The 23844-nt window shown below is 33.8% G+C and carries 19 protein-coding genes; 16 read left to right on the plus strand and 3 right to left on the minus strand.

What is annotated here, in order from left to right:
* Nucleotides 1–48: 48 nt before the first annotated feature.
* The 7 genes from WBM_RS01030 (at nucleotide 49) to pstB (ending at nucleotide 6379) form a co-directional block, all read left to right on the plus strand.
* On the plus strand, nucleotides 49–915 hold the full coding sequence (locus WBM_RS01030; protein ID WP_011256374.1) for a 4-(cytidine 5'-diphospho)-2-C-methyl-D-erythritol kinase: 867 nt from the start codon (nucleotides 49–51) through the stop codon (nucleotides 913–915).
* Between the two features lie 3 nt (nucleotides 916–918).
* The gene (locus tag WBM_RS01035) at nucleotides 919–1284 is read left to right on the plus strand and encodes an Mth938-like domain-containing protein (protein ID WP_011256375.1); all 366 of its coding nucleotides are present in this window, start codon (nucleotides 919–921) and stop codon (nucleotides 1282–1284) included.
* A gap of 1 nt (nucleotide 1285) precedes the next feature.
* Nucleotides 1286–2095 (plus strand): metal ABC transporter permease, encoded by an 810-nt coding sequence (locus WBM_RS01040; protein WP_011256376.1) that lies wholly within the window; start codon nucleotides 1286–1288, stop codon nucleotides 2093–2095.
* 344 nt (nucleotides 2096–2439) lie between these two features.
* A complete protein-coding gene (gene holA, locus WBM_RS01045) occupies nucleotides 2440–3450 on the plus strand; it encodes a DNA polymerase III subunit delta (protein ID WP_011256377.1) in 1011 nt (336 codons plus the stop codon).
* Between the two features lie 296 nt (nucleotides 3451–3746).
* Nucleotides 3747–3968 carry a hypothetical protein gene (locus WBM_RS06125; RefSeq protein ID WP_225416056.1) on the plus strand — a complete coding sequence of 74 codons (222 nt, stop codon included), beginning with the start codon at nucleotides 3747–3749 and terminating at the stop codon, nucleotides 3966–3968.
* 861 nt (nucleotides 3969–4829) lie between these two features.
* On the plus strand, nucleotides 4830–5624 hold the full coding sequence (gene dapB, locus WBM_RS01055) for a 4-hydroxy-tetrahydrodipicolinate reductase (RefSeq protein WP_011256378.1): 795 nt from the start codon (nucleotides 4830–4832) through the stop codon (nucleotides 5622–5624).
* Nucleotides 5621–6379: a phosphate ABC transporter ATP-binding protein PstB gene (gene pstB, locus WBM_RS01060; protein ID WP_011256379.1), complete on the plus strand. Its 759-nt coding sequence runs from the start codon at nucleotides 5621–5623 to the stop codon at nucleotides 6377–6379. Before dapB ends, pstB begins: the two co-directional genes overlap by 4 nt.
* 530 nt (nucleotides 6380–6909) lie before the next feature.
* On the opposite strand, the gene dxr is transcribed toward pstB, so the two are convergent.
* Both dxr and WBM_RS01070 read right to left on the minus strand, forming a co-directional pair.
* Entirely contained in the window at nucleotides 6910–8079 is a 1170-nt protein-coding gene (dxr, locus tag WBM_RS01065) for a 1-deoxy-D-xylulose-5-phosphate reductoisomerase (RefSeq protein WP_011256380.1), read from the minus strand.
* A 98-nt stretch (nucleotides 8080–8177) separates the two neighbouring features.
* The gene (locus WBM_RS01070) at nucleotides 8178–8675 is read right to left on the minus strand and encodes a hypothetical protein (RefSeq protein ID WP_011256381.1); all 498 of its coding nucleotides are present in this window, start codon (nucleotides 8673–8675) and stop codon (nucleotides 8178–8180) included.
* A 405-nt stretch (nucleotides 8676–9080) separates the two neighbouring features.
* Between WBM_RS01070 and clpB the strand changes: the two genes are divergently transcribed.
* The 6 genes from clpB to secF all read left to right on the plus strand — a co-directional run bounded on the left by clpB (nucleotide 9081) and on the right by secF (nucleotide 20407).
* Nucleotides 9081–11642, plus strand: coding sequence for an ATP-dependent chaperone ClpB (gene clpB, locus WBM_RS01075; protein WP_011256382.1), 2562 nt, complete (start codon nucleotides 9081–9083; stop codon nucleotides 11640–11642).
* 26 nt (nucleotides 11643–11668) lie between these two features.
* A complete protein-coding gene (locus WBM_RS01080) occupies nucleotides 11669–16402 on the plus strand; it encodes an NAD-glutamate dehydrogenase (RefSeq protein ID WP_011256383.1) in 4734 nt (1577 codons plus the stop codon).
* Nucleotides 16403–16407: 5 nt separating this feature from the next.
* Entirely contained in the window at nucleotides 16408–16716 is a 309-nt protein-coding gene (locus tag WBM_RS01085) for a Sec-independent protein translocase subunit TatB (protein WP_011256384.1), read from the plus strand.
* Nucleotides 16676–18052 (plus strand): PleD family two-component system response regulator, encoded by a 1377-nt coding sequence (locus WBM_RS01090; protein WP_011256385.1) that lies wholly within the window; start codon nucleotides 16676–16678, stop codon nucleotides 18050–18052. The genes WBM_RS01085 and WBM_RS01090 overlap by 41 nt, the downstream gene beginning before the upstream one ends.
* A gap of 1100 nt (nucleotides 18053–19152) precedes the next feature.
* Nucleotides 19153–19419 (plus strand): hypothetical protein, encoded by a 267-nt coding sequence (locus tag WBM_RS06810; RefSeq protein ID WP_050707658.1) that lies wholly within the window; start codon nucleotides 19153–19155, stop codon nucleotides 19417–19419.
* 106 nt (nucleotides 19420–19525) lie between these two features.
* Nucleotides 19526–20407: a protein translocase subunit SecF gene (secF, locus tag WBM_RS01100; RefSeq protein WP_011256387.1), complete on the plus strand. Its 882-nt coding sequence runs from the start codon at nucleotides 19526–19528 to the stop codon at nucleotides 20405–20407.
* On the opposite strand, the gene WBM_RS01105 is transcribed toward secF, so the two are convergent.
* Nucleotides 20384–20896, minus strand: a complete 513-nt coding sequence (locus WBM_RS01105) for a TIGR02281 family clan AA aspartic protease (RefSeq protein WP_041571541.1) — start codon at nucleotides 20894–20896, stop codon at nucleotides 20384–20386. The genes secF and WBM_RS01105 overlap by 24 nt on opposite strands.
* A 272-nt stretch (nucleotides 20897–21168) precedes the next feature.
* Between WBM_RS01105 and yidC the strand changes: the two genes are divergently transcribed.
* Genes yidC through nusB form a run of 3 tightly spaced genes read left to right on the plus strand, consistent with a single transcriptional unit; the run spans nucleotide 21169 to nucleotide 23775 of the window.
* Nucleotides 21169–22887, plus strand: coding sequence for a membrane protein insertase YidC (gene yidC, locus WBM_RS01110; protein ID WP_011256389.1), 1719 nt, complete (start codon nucleotides 21169–21171; stop codon nucleotides 22885–22887).
* Complete coding sequence (locus WBM_RS01115) at nucleotides 22865–23293, plus strand: 6,7-dimethyl-8-ribityllumazine synthase (RefSeq protein WP_011256390.1); 429 nt, start codon at nucleotides 22865–22867, stop codon at nucleotides 23291–23293. The genes yidC and WBM_RS01115 overlap by 23 nt, the downstream gene beginning before the upstream one ends.
* Complete coding sequence (nusB, locus tag WBM_RS01120) at nucleotides 23293–23775, plus strand: transcription antitermination factor NusB (RefSeq protein WP_011256391.1); 483 nt, start codon at nucleotides 23293–23295, stop codon at nucleotides 23773–23775. Before WBM_RS01115 ends, nusB begins: the two co-directional genes overlap by 1 nt.
* Nucleotides 23776–23844 lie beyond the last annotated feature (69 nt).

Below are 23844 nucleotides of genomic sequence, written 5' to 3' on the forward strand. Positions count from 1 at the left end.
AATAGCATTATACGTATAATATTATAAGGTGTTAGTGAAGATATATAAATGAAAAGTTTTTGTGTAAAGGCTCCTGCAAAGATTAACCTTTTTTTGCATGTTGTAGAAAAAAAAGAAACAGGGTATCATTTGATCGAAGGCTTATTTGTCTTCGCTAATCTTTCCAACTTCTTGGAAATAAAAGTAGGTGAAAAGGATTTCAGGTATGACAATCCTATAGTCGAATTTGTAAATTCTGAGCTCAAAATAAGTAACAAATACAATACCGTAATGAGAGCAGTTAATCTATTACTTAGGCACGCTCCTGTACGTACTAAAGTCACTGTAAAGGTTGTAAAAAACATACCAACTTCTGCAGGCCTAGGTAGTGGTTCTTCAGATGCTGGAGCTGTGATACGTACGCTAGGAAAATTATGGAAAATTGATAGACCAATCCTAAACGAAATAGCTTTAAGCGTTGGTGCTGATGTTCCTGCAAGTATAGATAGTAAGCCAGTTTTGGTCAGAGGTATTGGTGAAGAATTATGTTATATTAATAAATTCTCCCTGCCTACAAATATAGTACTTGCAAAACCGAAAAAAAAGTTCTTGAGTACACCAGAAGTATTTTCTAAATATGGAGGGAACTTTTCCAAGCCAATTGAATGGAGAGATGACACTGAGAAAGATTTGTTAAAACTCCTTAAAGAGACAGAAAACGATCTTCAAGAAATAGCAATAAGTCTTGTCCCTGAAATTAGAGATGTGATATTAGCATTAGAGTCACAAGAAGGTTCCATACTTTCTCGTATGTCAGGTAGTGGTGTAACATGCTTTGGAATATTTGATAGTGAAGAAAATGCAAAAACCGCTGCAGTTAATATCAGAGAAAAGCAGCCAGAATGGTGGGTATGTGACGCTCAATTAATAGTTTGATTTATGGATATAACTCCTTTAGTTTCTAAGAGTAAAAACTTTATAAATGGCTACAGCGAAGGAAAATTTTTGGTGAATGATCAAGAATATCATAGCTCAATTATAATTTTTCCTGAAAAGGTGATTAAGTTAAAAGAAAGTGGTATAAATAGCAAGGAACATTTTAAATCTTTTTTAACAGAGGAAATAGAAATTTTGTTAATAGGTACTGGTAAAACACGCAATATACCAAATTCTTCAGTGAAGTCCTACCTTATAGAACAAAAAGGTTTAAATTTTGAATTTATGACAACTGACGCAGCATGCAGGACCCATAATGTTTTGATATCTGAAGACAGGTTTGTTGTTACTTATCTAAAGATAATATAGCATGTTTGAAATATTTACACAGGACTTCTTCATCAATAGCCTAATTGCGATAGTAATAATTAGCTTAGTAACAGGTGCTTTAGGGTCATTTATGATATGGCAAAGATTATCATATCTGGGTGATAGTTTATCTCATTCTTCATTGCTTGGCATTGCATTGGCTTTAATCTTTAAGATTAGCCCATCAATAAGCATAATGCTTATTGCAATTGTATTTGCTATACTACTTTCCCTTAATTTTAATAGGCTATATTCTGTTGATACAATATTGAACATCGTTACTAATGTAGTTTTATCATCAAGTTTAATACTTATGTCCTTTCTTCCATCAAGCAATAGTAGCATTATTAGTTCACTATTTGGCAACATATTAACACTGGAACAGAGTGATATAGTATTAATTTCTTTAACCTCAATAGTAGTCGTCCTGATATTAATATTTAGATGGCGTTACTGGCTAATAATCTCAATTAACCAAGATTTAGCAATAGTTGAAAAAGTTAATGTAAATTTGGTTAGGCTAGAATTTTTAATTACTCTTGCCATATTTATAGCAGTGTCTGCCCAACTAATAGGAATACTACTCATTGCTGCGTTCTTGTTGATACCAGCAGCATCTTCAAGGCTTATCTCAAAAACTCCAATGCAGATGATTATCGTTGCAACAGTTTTTTCTTTGATCTCTGGAATATCAGGACTTATATTATCTGCAAGTTTTGACTTATTGACAGGACCTGCAATTATACTTACTGCAACTACATATTTAATTATTGCTTATTTTATAAGGTTAATGTTAAATAGATTGGCTTAATTTCATTTTCAAGTATTGATGATTTTGTAATGCATTAGTTATATGATACGGCTACTTTAGGATTAAATAGTTTTTGCTATATTATCCTTAGTATGATAGTGATAAATTTTTAATTTTATGGAGTAAACAATATGGCTGAGGAAGGTTTTTTTTCAAAGTATGTATCTCAACCTATGAAAAAGTTTTACCGCAAGTATATTCTCAGGGAAATAGATGTATCAAATGACACTCAGAATACGGAGTGACACACATAGTGCTGTACAAGAAGATTCAGAATCTTTAGCTTACATACAGCAAAATGAATTAGTCACTCATACACATGACAATGATATTATATAGAGTACATGAAGGTCACACCGTCTAAGGTCAAAAAATTCCTAGAGAAACCAGATATTTTAAGTGGTGTGTTAATTCATGGAAATGATAATAGCAAAGTTGATTTTTTTACGCAAGAAATAGTTGCCAGTCTGAGTGAGTATTCAGTTCAGATGATGGATTTTGCAATGGTGAATAAGTCACCTGGTCTATTATTTTCTGAGTTGGCAAACATTTCGATGTTTACTAGTAAGAAACTAATTAAGCTAATAAATGTAACTGGGAATATATCCAAAGAGTTAAAAAATGTATTGGATTACAATGCAGGCGGTCATTATGTAATAATGATAGCAACTGATCTTTCATATAATTCCACAATTAAAAGTTACATAGAAAGCTCAAAAACTTTCGGCGTAATTGCTTGTTACAAGAATAGTGGTAGTAACCTTTACGATATTATATCAAGCTACTTGAAACGAAACGATATAAAATATACAAATGAGATAATTTACCACTTACAGTCCTACTTCAATTATAGCAATCTACCTATACATTCAGAACTTGAGAAATTAGTTTTATATCTAGGAGAGAGAAAAGATCTCAAACCAGCTGATATAGAGCTGTGTCTTTCAACTTTTAGCAATGATTATGTTACACCTGATAATTTGTGTTCTGCTATAGCAAACAAAGATATGGCAAATTTCATCAAAATTTCCGATACATTGATATTACAAGAAAATTTCTCACCAATAGGACTAATCCGTATTATATCAAATTATTTCCTAAGCCTTGAGAAGGTCTTGCTGTCAATACAAGGTGGAATGAATGAACAGGTTGCGATTGATCAGCTAAATCCTCCGTTATTTTTTAAACAATTGCAAAGCTTTAAGTCCCACCTGAAAATTTTTCAACTTTCAGAACTCAAGAAGATCCTAGAAAGCTTAATAAGCTTAGAAATTACCTGTAAAAAAACTGATTTAGATCATAGAATGATTTTTCAACATGCACTACAAATGGCTGACATTGGAACCTATAGCTAAAATAAGTAAGGTTTCCCTCGTCATACTGCAATTCATTCGTGGTATCTCATCATAGATTCTGCTAACAAATAGCAGAATGATGGTTGTCAGTGAACCCAAGCTAATTTAGTTATGTTTTTCTCTTATAATTTCATCAAAACATTATATTTTGACACAAAATAGCTTTTGTACCCATCAACTTCAGTGTGCTCTCTGCGTTTTATGCTATTACTAATAGGATATTTTCGGATACAATCGAATGCAATTAGATAAAAATACGAATAGTTTGACATTTCAAAAGTGTAATAATACCTGAAATGCTGAAACTAATTACTGAAATTGATGAATTTAAAGGAGCATGGCAACTATTTGGTAATTTAGCTCCAGAATGTTTACAAATGTTCAAGAAAATTGCAACGATCGAAAGCATTGGTTCTTCTGCTTGTATTGGAGGGGTAAAGCTATCAGACCATGAGGTTGAGCAACTACTATCCAAACTTGATACACACTCATTCCGTTCTCGAGATGAACGAAAATAGCCGGATATGCGTATGTGTGAGGAAAAGTATTTCAAAATTTTGAAAATATGCCATTTACAGAGAGCATTATAAAAACAGTTTCATATTTGGCTTTTACAATTTTCACATAAAGATCAGAGGTACATGGGAGAATGTAAGAAATTTTCCAATCATGTTAAAGCGTTTAATGAATCTGGAAAGAGCTTAGGCATAATTTTTGAAATAGCTTCTCCATTTAAACAGTGATACAAACGCAAGAACTTACTTATTGGACTAGCCAGCAATTAGAAGAGAAACCATTACAACCTCTATTAATTAGAGAGAGTCATCTTTATAGTTACTTTTTTAGCTATCCATCCTTTTCAAGATGAAAATAGCAGGTTGTCATGTACTCTTACAACTTTCTTGTTGCTAAAGTTAGGATATACCTACGTACCTTATAGTTCTCTTGAGAGTATAATTGAAAGTAGTAAGGAGAGTTATTACTTAGCTTTGCGTCGTACTCAACAATCTTTAAAGGCTGGTAGCTATGACTTTAACCCATGGCTTATGTTTTTCTTAAGGTCACTACAAAAGTAAAAATCTCACCTCGAGCAAAAGGTGTCAACATAAAAAAATGTTAAATTTCTGTTTACTGTCACTTTCAGCTTAAATATTGGCTTTACTTAGCAAACATGAACGTCTTACAATGCAGGATTTAGAAAATATTACTAAAGCAAATCGAAGGACCTTAAAGAAGCATGTATCCAGTCTTGTAAAGAGTAATCACATCACTCAGCATAGAAAAAAAAGAAGGCAGAGCAACTTGGTATTTAGCTCAATAAGAAAATTTTATATCTTATAAAAATGACAAAGCTTTAAAAAAAGCCTAATATAAGCTTTATGAAAATCAAGGTTGGAGTAATAGGCTGCTCAGGTAGGATGGGCAAAAGGATACTCAATGAATTAATTACAAATACCCAAGTCGAAATAGCAGGTGCTGTTGCCCGTTTAGGCAGTAAGTATATAGGTTCAGATATTGGGTCAGCTGTATACCACAGTTCCAATTTAGGAATCAAAGTTACAAGTTCTATTAGTGATGTATTTGAGTCATCTGACGTTGTAATAGATTTTACAACCAAGGAATGTATGTTAGCCTGCCTTAAGGCGGCTATGAAATTTAAAACACCTCTGGTTAGTGGTACAACTGGAATAGAAAGTATCAATTTAAAAAAGTATGCCGCTAAAATTCCGATATTATGGTCGGCAAACATGAGTGTTGGAGTTAATGTACTGCTGAAATTGGTAAAAAAAGCTGCTGAGTTTTTGGATAATGAATATGACGTTGAAATTTGGGAGATGCATCATAACTTAAAAAAAGATTCACCATCTGGAACAGCTATGGAATTTGGCAAAGCAATTGCCAACGCTCTAAAAGTGGATTTTCAACCCTACCAACATTCACATAATAGTTCAAACATAAGAGAAAAGGGGAAGATAGGTTTTGCAGTATCTCGTGGAGGTGGAGTGGTAGGAGACCATAGTGTAATGTTTATCAATTCCGATGAACGAATAGAGTTAAATCACAAAGCAATTGATCGCACAACATTTGCTAGAGGGGCTGTTCGAGCAGCAATATGGCTATACGAAAATAAAAGAGAAACTCCAGGGCTCTATTCAATGCAGGACGTGATATGAATAATACACACGCTTCTGTTAAAAATTTAAGTCTCTGGTATGGCTCTAAGCAAGCTTTATTTGATATAAATTTGGATATTTGCAAGAAAAAAGTTACTGCTTTTATCGGGCCATCCGGGTGCGGTAAATCGACATTTTTGCGTTGTTTTAATCGTATGAATGACTATGTACCGGGGTGCAAAGTTGCCGGTAAACTAGATATTGACGGACTAGGTGATATATATTCACGCAACGTGGATGTTGTGCTACTTAGAGCAAAAGTTGGTATGGTATTTCAAAAGCCAAATCCTTTTCCAAAATCAATATATGACAATGTTGCTTATGGGCCAAAATTACACGGCATGGTAAAAAATAAACAAAAATTAGATGAAATAGTGGAGAACAGTTTAACTAAGGTTGGTTTATGGGAAGAGTTAAAAGACAGATTGCAAGACAGCGCACTAGATTTATCTGGTGGCCAACAACAAAGGCTATGCATTTCCCGTGCTATTGCAGTGAAGCCAACTATTTTGCTAATGGATGAACCATGCTCTGCACTTGATCCAATGGCAACTAATGCAATCGAAAATCTCATACAAGAGCTGAAATTAAGATTCACCATAATTATGGTAACTCATTCAATGAAACAAGCTAAAAAGTTATCTGACAGCATAATTTTCTTTTGTAATGGCAAAATTGTTGAATCCGGAAGTGTTCAAGAGATATTTGAAAATGCTCGATCTCCTTTAACAAAAGAGTATATCCTGGATCATTAAAATCTACCATTTCCATCATCCAAGTGGCTGAACAGGAAAACGCATTGGTATAATACCTTATTTCTGTTATCCTAGTTTCCTTCTCCTGTTGTCCATACCCACTTCTTATCATGCTAGTGTGTGACACTATTTTCGTTTGCTCCTAAATTGCTTCAGCTACAAATTTTAAGAAATTTACTAAGTAAAAAAAGGCAAGAAAGCCCGTTAGTAACTAGTTATTTATATTAACTTTATAAATTGGCATTTTTTACTGTTTCAAATGCTTTAACAAGCGCACTTCAGCTTATATTAGGTAAAAACCTTAAAAATTTATAAAGACATACAGTGTATATAGTGCAAAAATTAAACATGGAACGCTAAGTACATCGAGTTTTTTATTATTTTATCTGCACAGACTGAAGCTAAATAAATATCTTTGATGTTACGACAAGGGGGCTGGCGTAGTTTGTTAAGTAAATTTTCGCTTCTATCAGCTACCATGACAGTTTAAGAATTCTAACTGCAAACGCATTTTGGCAAGTCCAGTTACTTTAGCTATACGCAAGAACTTTATTTTTGATAATTTCTTTTGCAATAGCACGGCTTTCAAGATCAATGTTTATTATATCGGATAATGAGTTAATGTCAGTGTAACTATCAAAATTCTCTACTGTTAACTTTACTACTTTTATTATCTCCAAAAAGTCAATTCGTGATTTTAAAAATTTATCAACAGCTACCTCATTTGCAGCATTAAGTACTATGCTATTTGTGTGTGGAGAGGAGGAATTTAACACTTCCATACTAAGCTTTAGCGCAGGAAAGCGCTTATGGTCCGGTTCTTGAAAGGTCAATTTCTGCTTTGTTAAATCTAATTTATAACTTAAAGCTGACCTTTCTGGCCAAGACAGAGCATATGAAATGGGAATTGCCATATCAGCCTCTGCAAGTACAGCAAAATTAAAACCATCCTTATAAATTACAATTCCATGTATTATCGATTCGGGATGCACTATTGCTTCAATTCTGTTTGGGCTAATATTAAATAAATTATGTGCTTCTATTATCTCCAGCGCTTTGTTCATCATAGTTGCACTATCAACTGAGATTTTCTTTCCCATGTTCCAAGTAGGATGACTAAGTGCTTGACCTACTGTAACGTTTCTTAATTGCTCAAGGCTATAATTCAAGAATGACCCACCAGAAGCAGTGAGTATAATCTTTTCTACACATTTATTGCCATTCTGCAAAACTTGAAAAATTGCATTGTGTTCAGAGTCAATAGGAACTATCTGTACGTTTTTTTCTTCGGTTTTCTTAAGTAATAGTTTTCCACCACAAACAATACTTTCTTTGTTTGCTAGTGCAATGACTTTAGTACCACTTTCTATGACGTGCATTACTGGCTCAAGGCCTGCAATACCAACTACTGCAACAACTGAGAGATCAACGGGCAGAGAAGCAACATTCATTAGACCCTCAGTACCAACTTCTACTTTGATGCCCGTACCAAGTAGACTTTCTTTTAAATCTTTATAAAACCTTTTATTAGAGATAGCAACATACCTTGCATTTAGCAGTTTTGCTTGGCATGCCAGTAGAGCAAAATTCGAACAGGTACTGAGTGCTTCTACTTGATATTCTTCTTTTCTCTTTAATAGTAAATCTACAGTCTTTTTTCCAATACTTCCTGTCGATCCTAAAACTGAAATCTTTTTCACTAAAACAAACTCGCGTTAATTATAACAAATTAAGGAAAGGAGAAGTGTCCCTTCTCAACTATTTACAGTTATTCAGCAATTTCTAAGATTAAATTCATTTAACCACCAAGTTCATATCCATGGTCGTCACCAACAGATGGTGAAGGACTAGGTGAAAAAGACTGACCATAGTGATCACCTGCATTATGCATGTTGTGTAAGCCATCAGCATCATTAGCAATCTGATCACTAGCATGTGGAAAATCATCTTGATGAGGTCCATCTTCACCATGAGCCATATCCATTCCTTCTGATAGCATATCTTCTTCATCTCCGCCTGAAAAATATTCTGCAAGACTCTCAAAAAATTTTATGCCAAACATATTGCCTGACTTTCCAAACAACGTTGCAAGATTACCACTTACCAAACTTTCAAACACGTTGCTGTAAGCAGGAATTGCTCCCTCATGAAAGTTGAACAACCACTTCATTCCATCTACAATTGTTGCAACAGAGTCACTGTGACCAAGACCAAAACCGCTCTTTTCTCCTTGGTGCTCTTGGTGGTGTTGTTGAGCTTGCCACTCTGCAATGTTTGTACCTTGAGCTTCAGTCATAAGTTTTTATTCTAAACCTTAGAATATTATTCTACCACAAATATCGCAAAATATCAATAAGGCTCTTGAATAACCATGTTTTAATGTATGTAGAAAACCATGACACTTATTGAGTGCTTGCAGCGTGTATGGCTTCTACGCAGTCAATATCAAGCAAAAAAATAACCAGACAAATTTCAACATAAAAAATACTTGACGAGTCTTGGTTACAGCATATTAACCTTAAGTTTTTGCAACTTTTGGGTCTTTATGGTAAAAAATGGTAATTATACATACAGGTATAAAGTATTAGTTGTATTATCAAGGACAACGATCATAGATTTTTACCTGATAGTGAACAATTTCTAGTTTTAAATTAAGAAAATAATTGCTATATATACCAGGAAATATGCGTTAAACTTTATTATGGACTTAAATAAATTTACCGAAAAAGCAAAAAGCCTAATTCAAAGTGCCCAAATGAAAGCATTGGGAACTGGGCATCAGGTTTTTATGCCTGAGCATTTACTAAAGGTGATGCTTGAGGATGAATCAGGTTTAGTTCAAGATTTAATAGGCGCTTGTGGTGGAAATGCGCAAAGTATTTCTGACGCTGTGAATAATGCAATAAAAAAGTTTCCAATAGTCAAAGGTCCAGGAAGCAATAGCCTTCAACTCTCAAGAGAAGTAGCAAAAGTCTTTGAAGATTCAATTGGTATGGCTAGAAGGAACAAAGATTCATTTGTCACCGTTGAGCGTTTACTGCAGGGATTGACTGCACAAAAAAATGATACTGTAGGTAAAATTCTGGCAGAGAACGGCATCACACCACAAAAATTAAATTCAGTTATTACAGAAATGAGAAAAGGTAGCAGTGCAGATTCGCCTAACAGTGAGGAAAATTTAAACGCAGCGAAGAAATATACAAAAGATGTTACGGAGCTTGCTATGCAAGGCAAGCTTGATCCCGTGATTGGTCGTGATGAAGAGATCAGAAGAACCATGCAAGTATCACTGAGGCGAACAAAGAATAACCCAGTGCTGATAGGTGAACCTGGTGTTGGAAAAACCGCGATAGTTGAAGGGCTTGCAAATAGAATTGTTGCAAATGACGTGCCACTTGGTTTACATGACGCAAAAGTTTTAGCCTTAGATCTTGGTGCATTAATTGCTGGGACAAAATTTAGAGGAGAGTTCGAGGAAAGACTAAAAGCTGTTATCAATGAGCTTGCAAAAGCAGAGGGAAAAATTATCTTGTTCATAGATGAGCTTCATACTTTAGTTGGAGCAGGAGCAACAAGTGGTGCAATGGATGCTTCAAATCTGTTGAAGCCTGCTCTTGCACGCGGAGAAATTCGCTGCATAGGAGCCACAACTTTAGATGAGTATCGTGAACATATAGAAAAAGATCCTGCACTTGCAAGGCGTTTCCAACCTGTGTTTATTTCTCAACCAACTGAAACTGATACCGTCTCTATACTAAGAGGTTTGAAGGAAAGGTATGAAGTACATCATGGTATCAGAATCACAGATGGTGCAATAATCGCTGCCGCAATGTTATCCAATAGGTATATAACAGATAGATTTTTACCTGATAAAGCAATTGACTTGATTGATGAGGCGGCAAGCAGGGTGAGAATTGAAATGGATAGCAAACCTGAGATTATTGATGAACTTGAAAGAAAGATTGTACAGCTAAAAATTGAGTCAGAAGTTCTGAAAAAAGAACGTGATGAAAATTCTAAGCAGCGCCTAAAGAAGATAAATGAGGAAATCGAAAACCTAAACAGTAAATTTACTGACTTAAACAGTAAATGGCAAATGGAAAAGAATAAAATAGCTAGAATACAAGAAACAGCTGAAAAACTAGATAATGCGAGAAAAGAGCTGGAGTTAGCTCAGCGCAGTGGAAAATTAGAAAAAGCAGGAGAACTGATGTATGGTGTAATTCCTCATCTTGAAAATGAATTAATGAATCAGGAGAAAGTTACCGATAGCTTCTTAAAAAAAGAAGTTACTGAAGATGATATTGCAAATATTGTTTCAAAGTGGACAGGAATTCCAGTTGATAATATGATGCACAGTGAAAAGGAAAAACTCCTTAGCATGGAAAATGAGATAGGAAAAAGGGTGATAGGACAAAAGGATGCAATAGAAGCAATAAGTAATGCAGTTAGACGCTCCCGCTCTGGTGTTCAGGATACTAATCGACCTTTTGGTTCATTCTTATTTTTGGGCCCAACCGGAGTTGGAAAAACGGAACTTGCGAAAGCCCTTGCTGAATTTCTGTTTGATGATCAATCAGCACTTCTGCGCTTTGATATGTCAGAGTACATGGAAAAACATTCCGTTTCAAAGTTAATTGGTGCACCCCCAGGATATGTTGGCTATGAGCAAGGTGGAAGATTAACTGAAGCAGTAAGAAGAAGGCCATATCAGGTAATCTTGTTTGATGAAATAGAGAAAGCGAATCCAGATATATTTAATCTATTGCTGCAGATTTTGGATGAAGGCAGGCTCACCGATAGCCATGGAAAATTAATTGATTTCCGTAATACTATACTAATTTTAACTTCCAACCTTGGCGCTGAGATAATGCTTAAAGGAGTTGCTGACTTTGTAAAAAGCGAAGTGATGCAAATAGTTAAATCAGCATTTCGTCCTGAATTTTTAAACAGACTTGACGAAATTATTATATTCCATAGTTTAACCAAGGACGACATTTATAAAATAATAGATGTTCAATTCCTCTATTTACAAAAAATAATTGTTAAGCGTAAGCTAAGTATAAGTTTATCGCAGGAAGCCAAAGAACTAATAGCACAAGCTGGCTACGATCCCGAATATGGGGTAAGACCACTAAAAAGGGTAATACAAGAATGCATTCAAAATAATCTAGCTAAGTTAGTTTTATCGGGAGAAGTAGCAGAAGGTGATAAATTAATAGTGTACGCTTTTAATAATGAAATCTTAGTTAAAAAGGTTTAAGTTCACTGTGTATTTACGTTAAAAAAATGTGTGTAGATTATAACGTTAACACTGAGTCTTTATTTAAGCTAGTTAATCAAGAAAACCAGAAAGAAAAGGCAAAAATTAAAGAATTTATCAGATACTTTTATAATTTTGTTTATAATAGTGACTTAAAGATCAATGATAAATTCCTTTTATACGTCGTAGAAGATGCATATAACTTCATTTTCAAAAAAGAAAAAGAAGAAAGCAAATTGATGGTAAGTAATGTAAATGACATACCGGGAATAGAAGGCGATTTTACTACAATTAAGATAATAAATAACGATATGCCTTTCTTGGTTGACTCTGTTATTGCTACCATCAAGTCGCACGACCTAACCATATGTTACTATAGTAATAGTGTAATTAATATCCAAAGAAAAAGTGGCCTTATCAACGAGATTTGTAATTTGGAAGAGAATAATGGTACCAAGGAGTCAGTGATATATGTAATTATTAAAGGCATAAGTAATAGTTTTGTTGATACACTAAGAAAGTCCCTGCAAAAAACATTAAAGGCAGTCAATTATGTTGTAAAAGACTGGCCATTGATGCTCAAGAGGCTTGATGAGGCAAAAGATCTTCTTTCCATTGCCCAAGCAGTTGACACTGAGATCCAACCAGCACCCTACACTGGAATGATATCAGGTAGAGATTTTCTGGTATGGCTGAAAAATAATAACTTCGTATTTTTAGGTTATCAAGAACGTATTGCCGACAAAGATGGAAAGCTTGTTCCTAATGATGAAGAAAATCTTGGGTTAATGAAAGCAAGCAGAGAGTATCAGAACTCATCGATTTCCTCTAAGGGCTTATATCCTTTATATATATTAAGATCAGATCTAACCTCAATAGTTCATAGGCGTACATACATGAATTGTATAGGTGTAAAAGAATCTAATAAGCAAGGTGATGTAGTAAAGGAACGGCATTTTTTCGGGTTATTCACTTCTGTAGCAGAGGTTCAAGACATTCGAACTATTCCATTAATAAAGGATAAAGTTAAAACAATAGAAAAGAGAGCAGGGTTTTTACCTGGTGGCCACAACAATAAAGCTTTAATTTCTATTTTACAAGCATTCTCCTGTGGTGAGCTATTCCAATCAAATGAAGATGAGTTATTTAAGGTTTGTATTTCAATTATGTCTCTTGCAATTAGGCCAAGAGTCAAATTATTTTTAAGAAAGGTAGGAGACTTTATTAGTTGCATAGTGCTGATACCGATGCGTTATGCAAGTGCAAGGTTAATGTTCAAGATACGCGATATATTAAAGGATGAAATAAACGCAGCAAGTTCAGATATTTACAACAATCACATTATCAATGAATATGATTTAATGAAGTTGCACGTAGTGCTAAAGGTTAAGGATGCTCGTGTTTTTGACGATGAAGTTTTGTGCATCGAAAACAAATTAAGAAATATTACGGAAAAATGGGAAGACCGTTTTATAGATAATTTATATAACACTCTTAGCACCGTTGAAGATATATTCATCCTTTATTGCAAGGCATTTCCGATAAGCTATCAAGAGAGTTTTGAACCTCACGATGCATATTATGATATGAAAAAATTGGAAATAGTGAGGAAGAAAGGAGCTAGTGAAGTTGATTTAAGGCTTACTCGTGATAATCTCAATTACCAATTAAAAGTTTACACTCCGGGTAATGGAGGCCTTGAATTGTCGAAGATATTAAGAATCACTAAGAATTTGGGAGCAAAGATTCTATCCCATAATGGTTATTATATAGAAATCAATGGTGGAATATGGATACACCATTTTGTGTTGTCAAGAGTCGACAAATTGATAGACAACATTACTCTAAAAGAACAATTTGAAATAACGCTTGCGAAAGTGTTTAGAATGGAAATTAAAAATGATCATTTCAACAGCTTAATCATTATTGCTGGTCTGGAATGGAAAGAAGTGCTTTTAGTGAGAGCGCTAAGTGCTTACCTAAAGCAGATGTCATTTAACTATAACCCAGAATATATTCAAAAAGTAGTCTCAGAATATCCAAAAATAGTAAAGTATTTGATACAGCTATTTCATGTAAGATTTGATCCTAGCATAGACATTGATAGAGCAGAAACTACAGACATTTTCAGAGAAAAAATCGAGGAACTCTTAAAAGAGATCAGTAACGTTTCACATGATTACGTTCTGCGCTCAATATTTAACTTGATAATGGCTATTTTAAGGACCAGTTACTATCAAGACGATAAACCCCGCTTATCTATAAAATTTGATTCAAGTAAAATAAATGGTCTGCCCGATCCGCGTCCATACCGCGAATTGTATGTTTATTCAAACCTTTTTGAGGGAATACATTTAAGAGGAGGGAAATTAGCACGTGGCGGTTTAAGATGGTCAGATAGGACAGAAGATTTTCGTACTGAAGTTTTAGGCCTTATGAAGGCTCAGATGACGAAAAATGCAGTCATTGTCCCTGTCGGTGCAAAGGGTGGATTTGTAATAAAGAAAGTGTATAGAGATAAAGATATCTTAAGAGAGAAAGGCGTTGAGTGCTATAGGGATTTTATCAGAGGCATGCTTGCTATTACTGATAACATAGTTGATGGTAAAATAATTCCACCAGAAAACGTAGTTAGATATGACGAAGATGACCCATATTTAGTAGTTGCGGCGGATAAAGGCACTGCCTCATTTTCTGACTATGCTAACCAGATAGCCCATGAGTATAATTTTTGGCTTGGTGATGCATTTGCATCCGGTGGATCAGCAGGTTATGACCACAAAAAGATGGGTATTACGGCTAGGGGAGCGTGGATTGCAGCACAGAGGCACTTTTGGAAGATGAATAAGGACATTTATCAGAATGTAGCTGTTGTTGGAATTGGAGACATGGCTGGTGACCTATTTGGGAATGGTATGCTGCTTTCAAAAAATATACGTTTAATCGGTGCATTTAACCATATGCATATTTTTGTTGATCCAAATCCTAGTGCAGAAAAGAGTTTTGCAGAACGTAAACGCCTTTTTGAGTTACCATTTTCAACTTGGATGGACTATAACAAAGATCTGATTTCCCAGGGCGGGGGAGTATTCGAACGCAGCAGCAAGCAAGTAAATGTCTCTCAAGAAATGAAAAAGTGCTTTGATATAATGGAAGATACGTTATCTCCGAGTGATTTGATTCGATATCTGTTGAAAGCAAAAGTGGATTTCATATGGAACGGAGGAATTGGTACTTTTGTTAAAGCAAGGAGTGAAAGCCACGATATGGTTGGTGATAAAGCAAATGATGAATTAAGGGTGAATGGTGAGAACATTAGAGCTTCTATGTTTATAGAAGGTGGTAATCTTGGTTGCACGCAGCTTGGAAGAATAGAATATGCTGAAAGAGGCGGATATATTAATGCAGATTTTGTTGATAATTCAGCAGGAGTAATATGTTCTGACCTTGAAGTTAATATCAAAATCGCATTCGTCTCAGTTATGAAGGGAGGTAGTATTTCTTTGGAAAAAAGGAATGAAATACTGGCTAGCATGGTGGATGAAGTTGCATCTAAGGTACTTGAAGACCATAACAGAATTGAAACAAAAGCATTACTTTTTGAGTGTTTGCAAGCTAAAGAGAGGTTGGAGCAGCACCACAGGTTACTACTCAGTTTGGAAAAATCTGGACTATTAAACCGAAGTGTAGAGTTTCTTCCAACAGATGAGGAAATAGCAAGAATGTTAACTGGAGCGGGAGGTTTTAGCTCTCCCCAGCTTTCCGTTTTAATGTCCTATTCTAGAACAGCAATAAAAAATGAAATTATACATTCTGACTTGCCTGAAAAAGATTTCTTGTGCCACGATTACTTATTAAATTACTTTCCACAAAAGATGGTAACGGAGTTCAAGGATTTCATATTAAAACACCAACTTCGCAGAGAAATCATTTCCACTTGTATTGTAAATGATGTAGTGAATAGAATGGGATGTATATTCATTAATAATCTAGTTGAAAGTACTGGAATTAAAGTGTATGAAGCGGTAAATGTGTATATTGTTGTTAACCACTTATATGGTTTAAATAGCCTATGGCAAGAAATTGATAAACTGGATGGAAAGATTAATATTGACTCATACTTGCAAATAGTGAGAAATGTACAGAAATTTATTGGTAGAGTATCATTTTGGTTAGTAAAAAACCTCGGCAAACTTAGCTTTGTAGAGCTAGATGATGTTACAAAATTTAAAGATGCAATTGAAACTTTAGGCCAGAATTTAACTGACGTTCTAGACGAACATCTATTAAAAACCTATAACCATGGATCTTCTTTTTTAGTAGAGCTCAATATAAATAAAGATCTAGCAAGAAAAGTTGCTGACCTATGCGTTCTTGCTTACGCACTAGATGTTATATCCATTGCTGAGCAAACGTCCTTATCTATCCTTGACGCCGGTAAAATATACTTTGAGTTAAAATCGCTGCTGAGGTTCGATCTGATTAGGACAATTGCTATTAAGATAAAAAGTTATTCTTCTTATTGGGATCGTAGTTTAATTAACGATTTATTGGATGATTTAAGCAATTACCACTATAAGCTAGCTGTCAAAGTTATAAGGGCAACTGATAATTACGAAAATAAGGTTCAAACCTGGGCTTGCAATGATAAGGATTACATAGAACGTTACAACAGTTTTTTAGATGAAATGATTGCTTCCAAACTTGATTTAAGCAAATTAATATTTATAATTAGAAGAATTAAAGTACTTGCCTTATAGGAAAAATGTTTAGTATAGGTCTTTCAGAAATTTTAGTTGTAGTTTTAGTTAGTATAATTGTTCTTGATAAAAATAAGGTACCTGTATTCATTGACCTTATTAAGAATATATATAGGTATCTTACGATCATAAAATCAAAAGCTAGAAGATTATTGAAAGATGCTGGAATTGAAGAGTTATATAAAGAGTATAACACCGAGAAAGTAAATTACATAATTGGTAAAGATGGTAAACTTTATCCTACTTACAATATAGATAATACGCCTAAAGATAATGACAGCGAGGATTCTAGTAGTAGACGACGTGCCATCTAATGTTAAGCTTTTAGAAGCTCGACTAAAAGCAGAGTACTACACGGTTATTGTAGCTCATGATAGTGAAGAAGCTATAGATTTAGTGGCAAAGCAACAGCCTGATATTATATTACTCGATATCATGATGCCAAAAATAAACGGCTTTAAAGTTTGTAAGAACTTAAAGAGCACCCCCCTGACAACCCATATTCCAATAATTATGGTGACTGCGCTGCATGACACTCACGATAGAGTGCAAGGCATTAACGCCGGCGCAGATGATTTTCTAACTAAACCAATAGATGAAACTGCCTTATCTGCGAGAATTAAGTCTCTCACACGCCTAAAGATGGTTATAGATGAACTACGTTTAAGAGGAGAAACTAATGCTGAGATTTGTGGGGTAGCAGGAAGCAGTATTATGGATTATTCTAATCAGATCTTTGACTCTAATATACTTGTTGTAGATGAGGATATCTTTCAAGCAGAGCAGATACATAATGTACTAAAGCAACGCTTTAAGTTAATTAACATACTGAACGATCCAATGGAGGCATTGAAGGTTGGTATTGAGGATAACTATGATCTAATTATCTCTGACATGCAATTTTCAGAAACTGATGGCCTACGCTTATGTTCTGAGTTTCGTAGTAAAGTAGAAACACGCTATACACCAATTCTAATCCTTTCTGAAGATTATAATAAAAACAACTTAGTAAAAGCACTTGACGTAGGAGCTAATGATTACTTAACAGTGCCCCTGGATGAAAGTGAATTAATAGCAAGAGTCAATTTACAAGTGAAACGCAAGAGATATCAAGATGCTTTGAGAATGAATCTATTCAACAATGCAGAAATGTCTATAAAGGATCCACTTACTAACTGTTACAACAGAAGATATTTTGATACACACTTAAGAAACATTATTAAAGACTCTGTAGAAAAAAATAGAAGATTATCTCTTATGATACTAGATATAGACTATTTTAAGATAGTAAATGACGATTTTGGACATAGTGCCGGAGATGAACTTTTAAAGCAGATACAGAAGAGAATTTCTGAAAATATCAGAGTGACAGACTTGTTAGCTAGGTTTGGCGGTGAGGAATTTGTTGTTGTAATGCCAGATACCAATATATCAGATGCATACATTGTTGCAGAAAGGATACGCGAAATTATTGCTACAGAACCTTTTATACTCTCGGATAAAAACACAACACACAATGTGACTGTAAGCATTGGGGTTGTAGAAATGCAAGAATCTGATCTTGATAATATTGAAAAATTTATAGTACGTGCTGATAGATATTTATATAAAGCAAAAAATAGTGGCAGAAATAGGGTGGTTACTAGCTAACTAGGAGTGCGATGTCATAGAATTACCATTAACGAAATTTACAATAGGCTTCTTGCAAACCATACAATTTTTGCCTGGCCATCATTTAGGTAAGCCGAAAAAACTACTTGACAAACCTCGCTAGCCCCCTTATCCCGATACTGGAGGTATTAAGTTACCTTCAATCTGTGCAGATTAAAATAATAAAGTGTTATATAGTTAGCATCTTATGTTTAATTTTTTGCACTATATGTACCTTATGTCTTCACAATATTTCTAATTTTTTACCTATATAAGTTGAAACTCGCTTATAAAGCGTTTAGGACAGTATAATATACTAATTTGCAGGATTAGAGAGTAAATACTATCACCATAATATATCTTTTGCCTTTTTTTTGCCTAGTAAATTTCTAAAACATTTATGACTAAAGGTTAGTTGCAATAAAAAACAACTAAGTCGCGATTACTAAGTATTTAAAACATAAAAAAACGCTAGTGTTTTTAAATAGATATTAACTAGGGCTTCTTTTGTCTTTTTCTTACTTGGTGGATTTCTTAAATATTTGTAGCTGAAGCGATTCAAGAGCACGCGACTTAATGTCAAGCCTTTAGTTCAAGTTATGCAAGAGACCTATTTATAATGGAGATTAAATTATGGAAGTACAGAGTTACAAACGACATAAATCCATAACAGGAGCAGAAGTTGCTGTAGGTATTAGCTCTTGGTTATATTAAATTTCATTGAGAAAGATAGGCATCTTATAAAAGCTTACAACAAAAATTTCATATAGTTATTACTATAGATAGCTATCTTATAAATAAGTAAAAAAAGGTTATGAAAAATAATAGACTATTATAAAATCTTATGGTAAGGTATATATTTATTTATATAAGAGAGCAATATGAGCAACTCTAATGATAGCGATGATAAGAAGCATTCTGATTCTTTAGGCTACAAAGTAGGATAAAGAGTGAAATATTGGAGCGAGGATATACTCAGAAGGATTTAGCAAAAAAGATCGGGGTAAAATACTGGAATAATAATTCAACATGAGAAAGGAAAGCGCAGAATACCAATTGAAAGGTTATATGACATAGCAGAGATGTTGTCAGTAAGTATTATGGATCTAATCCCTATACAAAGAGGGCCAAAAAATTGGCTTAAAGACAAAGGAGAAGAAATATTAAATCTAGTAAGAAATTATAAAAAGATTAGTGATCAAAAATTACGTAAGATATTTTATTTGTTAATTAAATCTGCCCAGCTTAGTAAAAAAAGTAGTAGAAAAGTAGAGATAATAGAAATAGCCAAGAATCTGTTCAAAGCAGGAATTTCTATTAACATTATCTCCCAAATAACTGGCTTATCAACTGATAGAATTGCATGACTTGAAGTGTTTAACTGTAAAGAAACAAAATTTAGTATGATCCAACCACGGAATAAACTAGTGAATCTTTTGAAAAGTATATAAAATTCAAGTTTGAGTAAAGAATATGGCAGTTAGGCTCATTCCAGACAATCTCAATATTAAATTTAGTAAATATAGAAAATTGACTGCATTAATTAGCATTATTCTTGTCATTTTTTCACTTTTTATTGTCGTGTTACGTGGAGTGAATTTAGGCATAGACTTCACAGGTGGAATTTTGATGGAAATAAAATCTTCAAGCGAAGACCATGCTGTCCTTAATATATTGAAAGAAAATGGTTTTACGATACAGAGTTCAAAGGCTGGTAATAATTTAGTCATGTATTTTAGAGAGGAAGGAAATGAAGGTAAAATTAAGAAGATCAAAAGTGTACTGGAAGAAAAGCTGGGTAGCTCAATAAGCTACCGTAAAATAGACTATATTGGCCCACGAATAAGTTCAACACAGATACTTGAAGGAATCTTGTCCATGTTTATTGCAATTGTTGGAATATTTTTTTATGTTTGGTTTAGATTTAATTGGCAATGTGGATTTGGTGGAACAATAGCACTAATTCATGACGTGATTTTAACTGTTGGTTTTGTCAGCCTGACTGGTATTAAATTTAATATTTCATCGGTTGCAGCTCTCCTTACTGTGATTGGTTATTCAATCAATAATTCAGTAGTTATATACGATCGGATTCGAGAATATCAAAAGAGTGGTAAAAATAGGCAGATGAGTGATATAGTAGATGCAAGTATTAATGTTACATTGTTTCGCACTGTCTTAACCTCAGGTACAACCCTTCTTGCTACTATTCCTTTGACATTAATTTGTACAGATACAGTCAGGGACTTTAGCTTGATCATCTTTTTTGGTATTTTAATTGGCACTTGTTCTGCAATATTTATCTCTGCTCCTATATTAACCTGTAAAGTCTTAATAAGTAGAATTGCAGTATAATATCAGCTTATTACCTCTTATAGTAAAATGAAAATATTTTAAAAAACTCATTCCAAGCAGTGAATGAGGCATAGAATGGGTGTTAACGCTGGCTTGTACATCATTAATCAAAAAATTTCCTATTTTAATTTGAGGTATCTGAACCACTCCAGCTCTTATTTGACCTTTTGCAGTTTCATATATTTTAAAATCCTGAATATCTTGCAACTTAATACCAGCATATAATGCATCTTTTTGCGATAGAACAATATCGGTTGCACCGGTATCTAGCAAAAACGTTATGTTATGACCATTAACTTGAGCTTGAATATAAAAGTGTCCATCATATGATTTTGTAAATTCAACACTTCTGCTATCTTGAATTCTTCCTCTATATGGTAAAAAAGTGCTGAGAAATCTGTTTCTTAGTCTGTCCTTTTGTGAATCAATAAACATTGCAGTAATGACTATTATTAGTAGCCAAATAACTAAATTTTTCACCGCGTTCATATCAGACCTTAAATAACCACTATTTGAACAAAAAGTTAATAATACATTTCCTGAAGTCATTTCAACTCATGACGTTGGAATTTAAAAAAAAGAACATATATCCAATATCAAGCTAACTGGATGACAGAGAGCAGCCTACTGTTAAAATTTGAAACCATTAAAATAAATTTTAAAGATTAGCGTTAAAAGTTATTATTAAAAATAAGTAAATTTTATTGTTTTGGTACAATATTTAGTATACCCTTTAAGGGGATACATTCAGCTTAAGTTTTATGTCAGAAGCAAGAAATCTAATTTTGGCAGCTATTCTTTCTATATTAATTATAGTATCTTGGCGCATTATTTACGATAACTTTCTCAATGCAGAACAAGATCACCCATTAATTGAAAATATTGAACACATAGAATCTTTTAACGATCTTGCTCCTGTAATACACCAAAGCCGTTCCGAAATTATTAATTCTACTCGAGAACAAAGGATTAATTTGACCAATAATATGGTTAAAGGGTCGATTTCTTTAAAAGGTGCAAGGTTTGATGACTTAATTTTAACTAATTACTGCTTAGAACCAGATCCTTCTTCCCCACAAGTAGTGTTGCTGTCACCTGCAGAATCAAAAGATGTATATTTTGCAGAATTTGGGTGGCTCGATCCAAATGGTAAAACCAAAGTTCCAGATTCCAAGACATTCTGGCAAGCAGAAAAAACTGAACTAACTAACCAAAAGGCAGTCAATTTATTTTGGAACAATGAAAATGGTATTGTATTTAGGATGAAAGTTAGCCTTGATAATAACTACATGTTTAAAGTTGAGCAAATTGTTGAAAATAACACAAAGGATAATGTAGTTTTGGTTCCTTATGGTAAAATTAACCGTAAGCGTGATAATATTAACGAGTCTTATTGGATATCACATGAGGGGATACTAGGTGCATTTGATAACAAACTAGAGGAGTGGACATATAAAAATGTTGCCAAGAAACATTTAATAAAAGCAAGTACAAGTAAAAAAAACTGGTTTGGTTTTGCCGATAAATACTGGCTTACAGCTATCATACCTGAAAAATTTGATAAAACAAATGTAAGTATTAAGCATACGAATGCTAACAATGTTGATAAATTTCAAGTAGATTTTGTCAAACCTTACAAGAATATACTTCCTGGTACTAGTGCTTCTAATGTAAATTACTTTTTTGCTGGAGCAAAAAAGTTGAATTTACTAGATTACTATAAAAGCACCCTCAACATACCTTTATTTGATAAAGCTGTAGATTTTGGTGTTCTTTATTTTATAACCAAACCAGTGTTTTTACTGCTTGAATATTTTAACTTCGTTTTAAAGAATTTTGGCTTAGCAATATTGTTGCTGACTTTAGTAATTAAACTTTTGATGCTTCCTTTATCCAATAGATCATATGTTTCAATGTTCAAAATGAAAAGCTTGCAGCCCGAGGTAGCTCGTATAAAAGAGTTATATAAAAATGATAGCTTAAAGCAACATAAGGAAACAATTGCATTGTTTAAAAAAAACAATGTGAACCCAATGTCAAGCATTCTTCCTATACTAGTACAAATACCGGTATTTTTTGCTTTATACAAAGTATTATTTGTTACCATAGAAATGAGACATGCTCCTTTTTGTTTATGGATTAAGGATCTTTCAACCTCTGATCCAACGAATATTTTTACATTATTTGGGTTATTTAATTACAATTTCCCTATTTCTATAGGTATCTTGCCTATAATTTTAGGTATTACCATGATAATTCAGCAGAAGATCGGTGAAAAAGGTCAGACTAACAAGGATGATATTCAAGCAAATGTTATGAAGTTTTTTCCTTACATTTCCATCTTCATTTTCTCTTCTTTTCCTGCAGGTTTGGTAATATATTGGATATTTAGTAATGTCATAACTTTAATTCAGCAATCATTAATAAAGTTGTTTTTAACAAGAAAGTTAGGAATAAATGTCGAAAATACTAATAGTTAATTCAATTTATTATACCGAAATAGCAAATCTTTTGCTTGAAGGTGCAACCGATAAATTAAAAGGCAGCAATGCTAGTTACAATGTAATTGAGGTTCCTGGTGCATTTGAAATACCAGCAGCAATTCTTTTTGCAGTCAAAAGCAAGCACTTTAATTACGATGGTTATTTGGCTCTTGGGTGTGTAATTCGTGGTGAGACGGATCATTATCAATACATTTGTAAAGGAGTAATCAAGGGCTTAAACGAAGTTGTTATGCATAACACAGTACCTCTTGGTATGGGTGTAATCACTGCTGATAGCAAAGACAAAGCTCTAGTAAGGGCTGATAAAGATAAAAAGAACATCGGCGGCCGTACAGCCTCAGCTGTTTTGCATATGATAGATTTATATAATAAATTAAGATAATGGAGGAAGAACCTGTAGAGAAAAAGTGGCGTATAAAAAGAAGTGCAGCAAGATTTCTTGCTGTGCAAGTTGCTTACTCAAATATTTTTATGGGTTACGACAAAAGCACTTTTGAGTTGGAAAACTGTGGGCTTAGGAACTATGTAGGTAAGTTAGCAGATATTTTTGAATGCGAAGAATTTGATTATCAATTCTTAGAAAAACTGTTATATAAAGTTATAAGGAGCGGTGGAGAATATGATAAAATAATAGAGTATTATTTACATCCAAGCTGGTCTCTTTTGCGGTTAAACCTCGTAAGCTTATCTATTTTACGTGTTGCAGTATGTGAGTTAGCTAATTGTGATACACCAGCTCCAGTTGTTATTAATGAATATACTAACATTGCATCTGATTTACTTGATAAACCAAGCGAAATTGGTTTCATCAATGGATTATTGGATAAAGCAAAAAGTGCAGTTAAGCTAAATAAAAATTCTTGACACGTGCCGATGCCTGGGTCACTAGTAACCAAAAGAGAAAAACTTGAGTGATAAAGAATAGTACAAAAG

The sequence above is a fragment of the Wolbachia endosymbiont strain TRS of Brugia malayi genome, from assembly GCF_000008385.1.
In the GTDB taxonomy this organism is placed as follows: Bacteria; Pseudomonadota; Alphaproteobacteria; order Rickettsiales; family Anaplasmataceae; genus Wolbachia.

What these genes read in the sequence shown, in the direction of transcription:
- yidC (WP_011256389.1), top strand. Translation starts at nt 21,169, where the DNA reads ATGTCAGAAGCAAGAAATCTAATTTTGGCAGCTATTCTTTCTATATTA.
- WBM_RS01035 (WP_011256375.1), top strand. Translation starts at nt 919, where the DNA reads ATGGATATAACTCCTTTAGTTTCTAAGAGTAAAAACTTTATAAATGGC.
- WBM_RS06810 (WP_050707658.1), top strand. Translation starts at nt 19,153, where the DNA reads ATGGATCTAATCCCTATACAAAGAGGGCCAAAAAATTGGCTTAAAGAC.
- clpB (WP_011256382.1), top strand. Translation starts at nt 9,081, where the DNA reads ATGGACTTAAATAAATTTACCGAAAAAGCAAAAAGCCTAATTCAAAGT.
- nusB (WP_011256391.1), top strand. Translation starts at nt 23,293, where the DNA reads ATGGAGGAAGAACCTGTAGAGAAAAAGTGGCGTATAAAAAGAAGTGCA.
- WBM_RS01040 (WP_011256376.1), top strand. Translation starts at nt 1,286, where the DNA reads ATGTTTGAAATATTTACACAGGACTTCTTCATCAATAGCCTAATTGCG.
- secF (WP_011256387.1), top strand. Translation starts at nt 19,526, where the DNA reads ATGGCAGTTAGGCTCATTCCAGACAATCTCAATATTAAATTTAGTAAA.
- WBM_RS01070 (WP_011256381.1), bottom strand. Translation starts at nt 8,675, where the DNA reads ATGACTGAAGCTCAAGGTACAAACATTGCAGAGTGGCAAGCTCAACAA.
- WBM_RS01090 (WP_011256385.1), top strand. Translation starts at nt 16,676, where the DNA reads ATGACAGCGAGGATTCTAGTAGTAGACGACGTGCCATCTAATGTTAAG.
- dapB (WP_011256378.1), top strand. Translation starts at nt 4,830, where the DNA reads ATGAAAATCAAGGTTGGAGTAATAGGCTGCTCAGGTAGGATGGGCAAA.
- WBM_RS06125 (WP_225416056.1), top strand. Translation starts at nt 3,747, where the DNA reads ATGCTGAAACTAATTACTGAAATTGATGAATTTAAAGGAGCATGGCAA.
- holA (WP_011256377.1), top strand. Translation starts at nt 2,440, where the DNA reads ATGAAGGTCACACCGTCTAAGGTCAAAAAATTCCTAGAGAAACCAGAT.
- WBM_RS01105 (WP_041571541.1), bottom strand. Translation starts at nt 20,896, where the DNA reads ATGAACGCGGTGAAAAATTTAGTTATTTGGCTACTAATAATAGTCATT.
- WBM_RS01080 (WP_011256383.1), top strand. Translation starts at nt 11,669, where the DNA reads ATGTGTGTAGATTATAACGTTAACACTGAGTCTTTATTTAAGCTAGTT.
- WBM_RS01115 (WP_011256390.1), top strand. Translation starts at nt 22,865, where the DNA reads ATGTCGAAAATACTAATAGTTAATTCAATTTATTATACCGAAATAGCA.
- pstB (WP_011256379.1), top strand. Translation starts at nt 5,621, where the DNA reads ATGAATAATACACACGCTTCTGTTAAAAATTTAAGTCTCTGGTATGGC.
- WBM_RS01085 (WP_011256384.1), top strand. Translation starts at nt 16,408, where the DNA reads ATGTTTAGTATAGGTCTTTCAGAAATTTTAGTTGTAGTTTTAGTTAGT.
- WBM_RS01030 (WP_011256374.1), top strand. Translation starts at nt 49, where the DNA reads ATGAAAAGTTTTTGTGTAAAGGCTCCTGCAAAGATTAACCTTTTTTTG.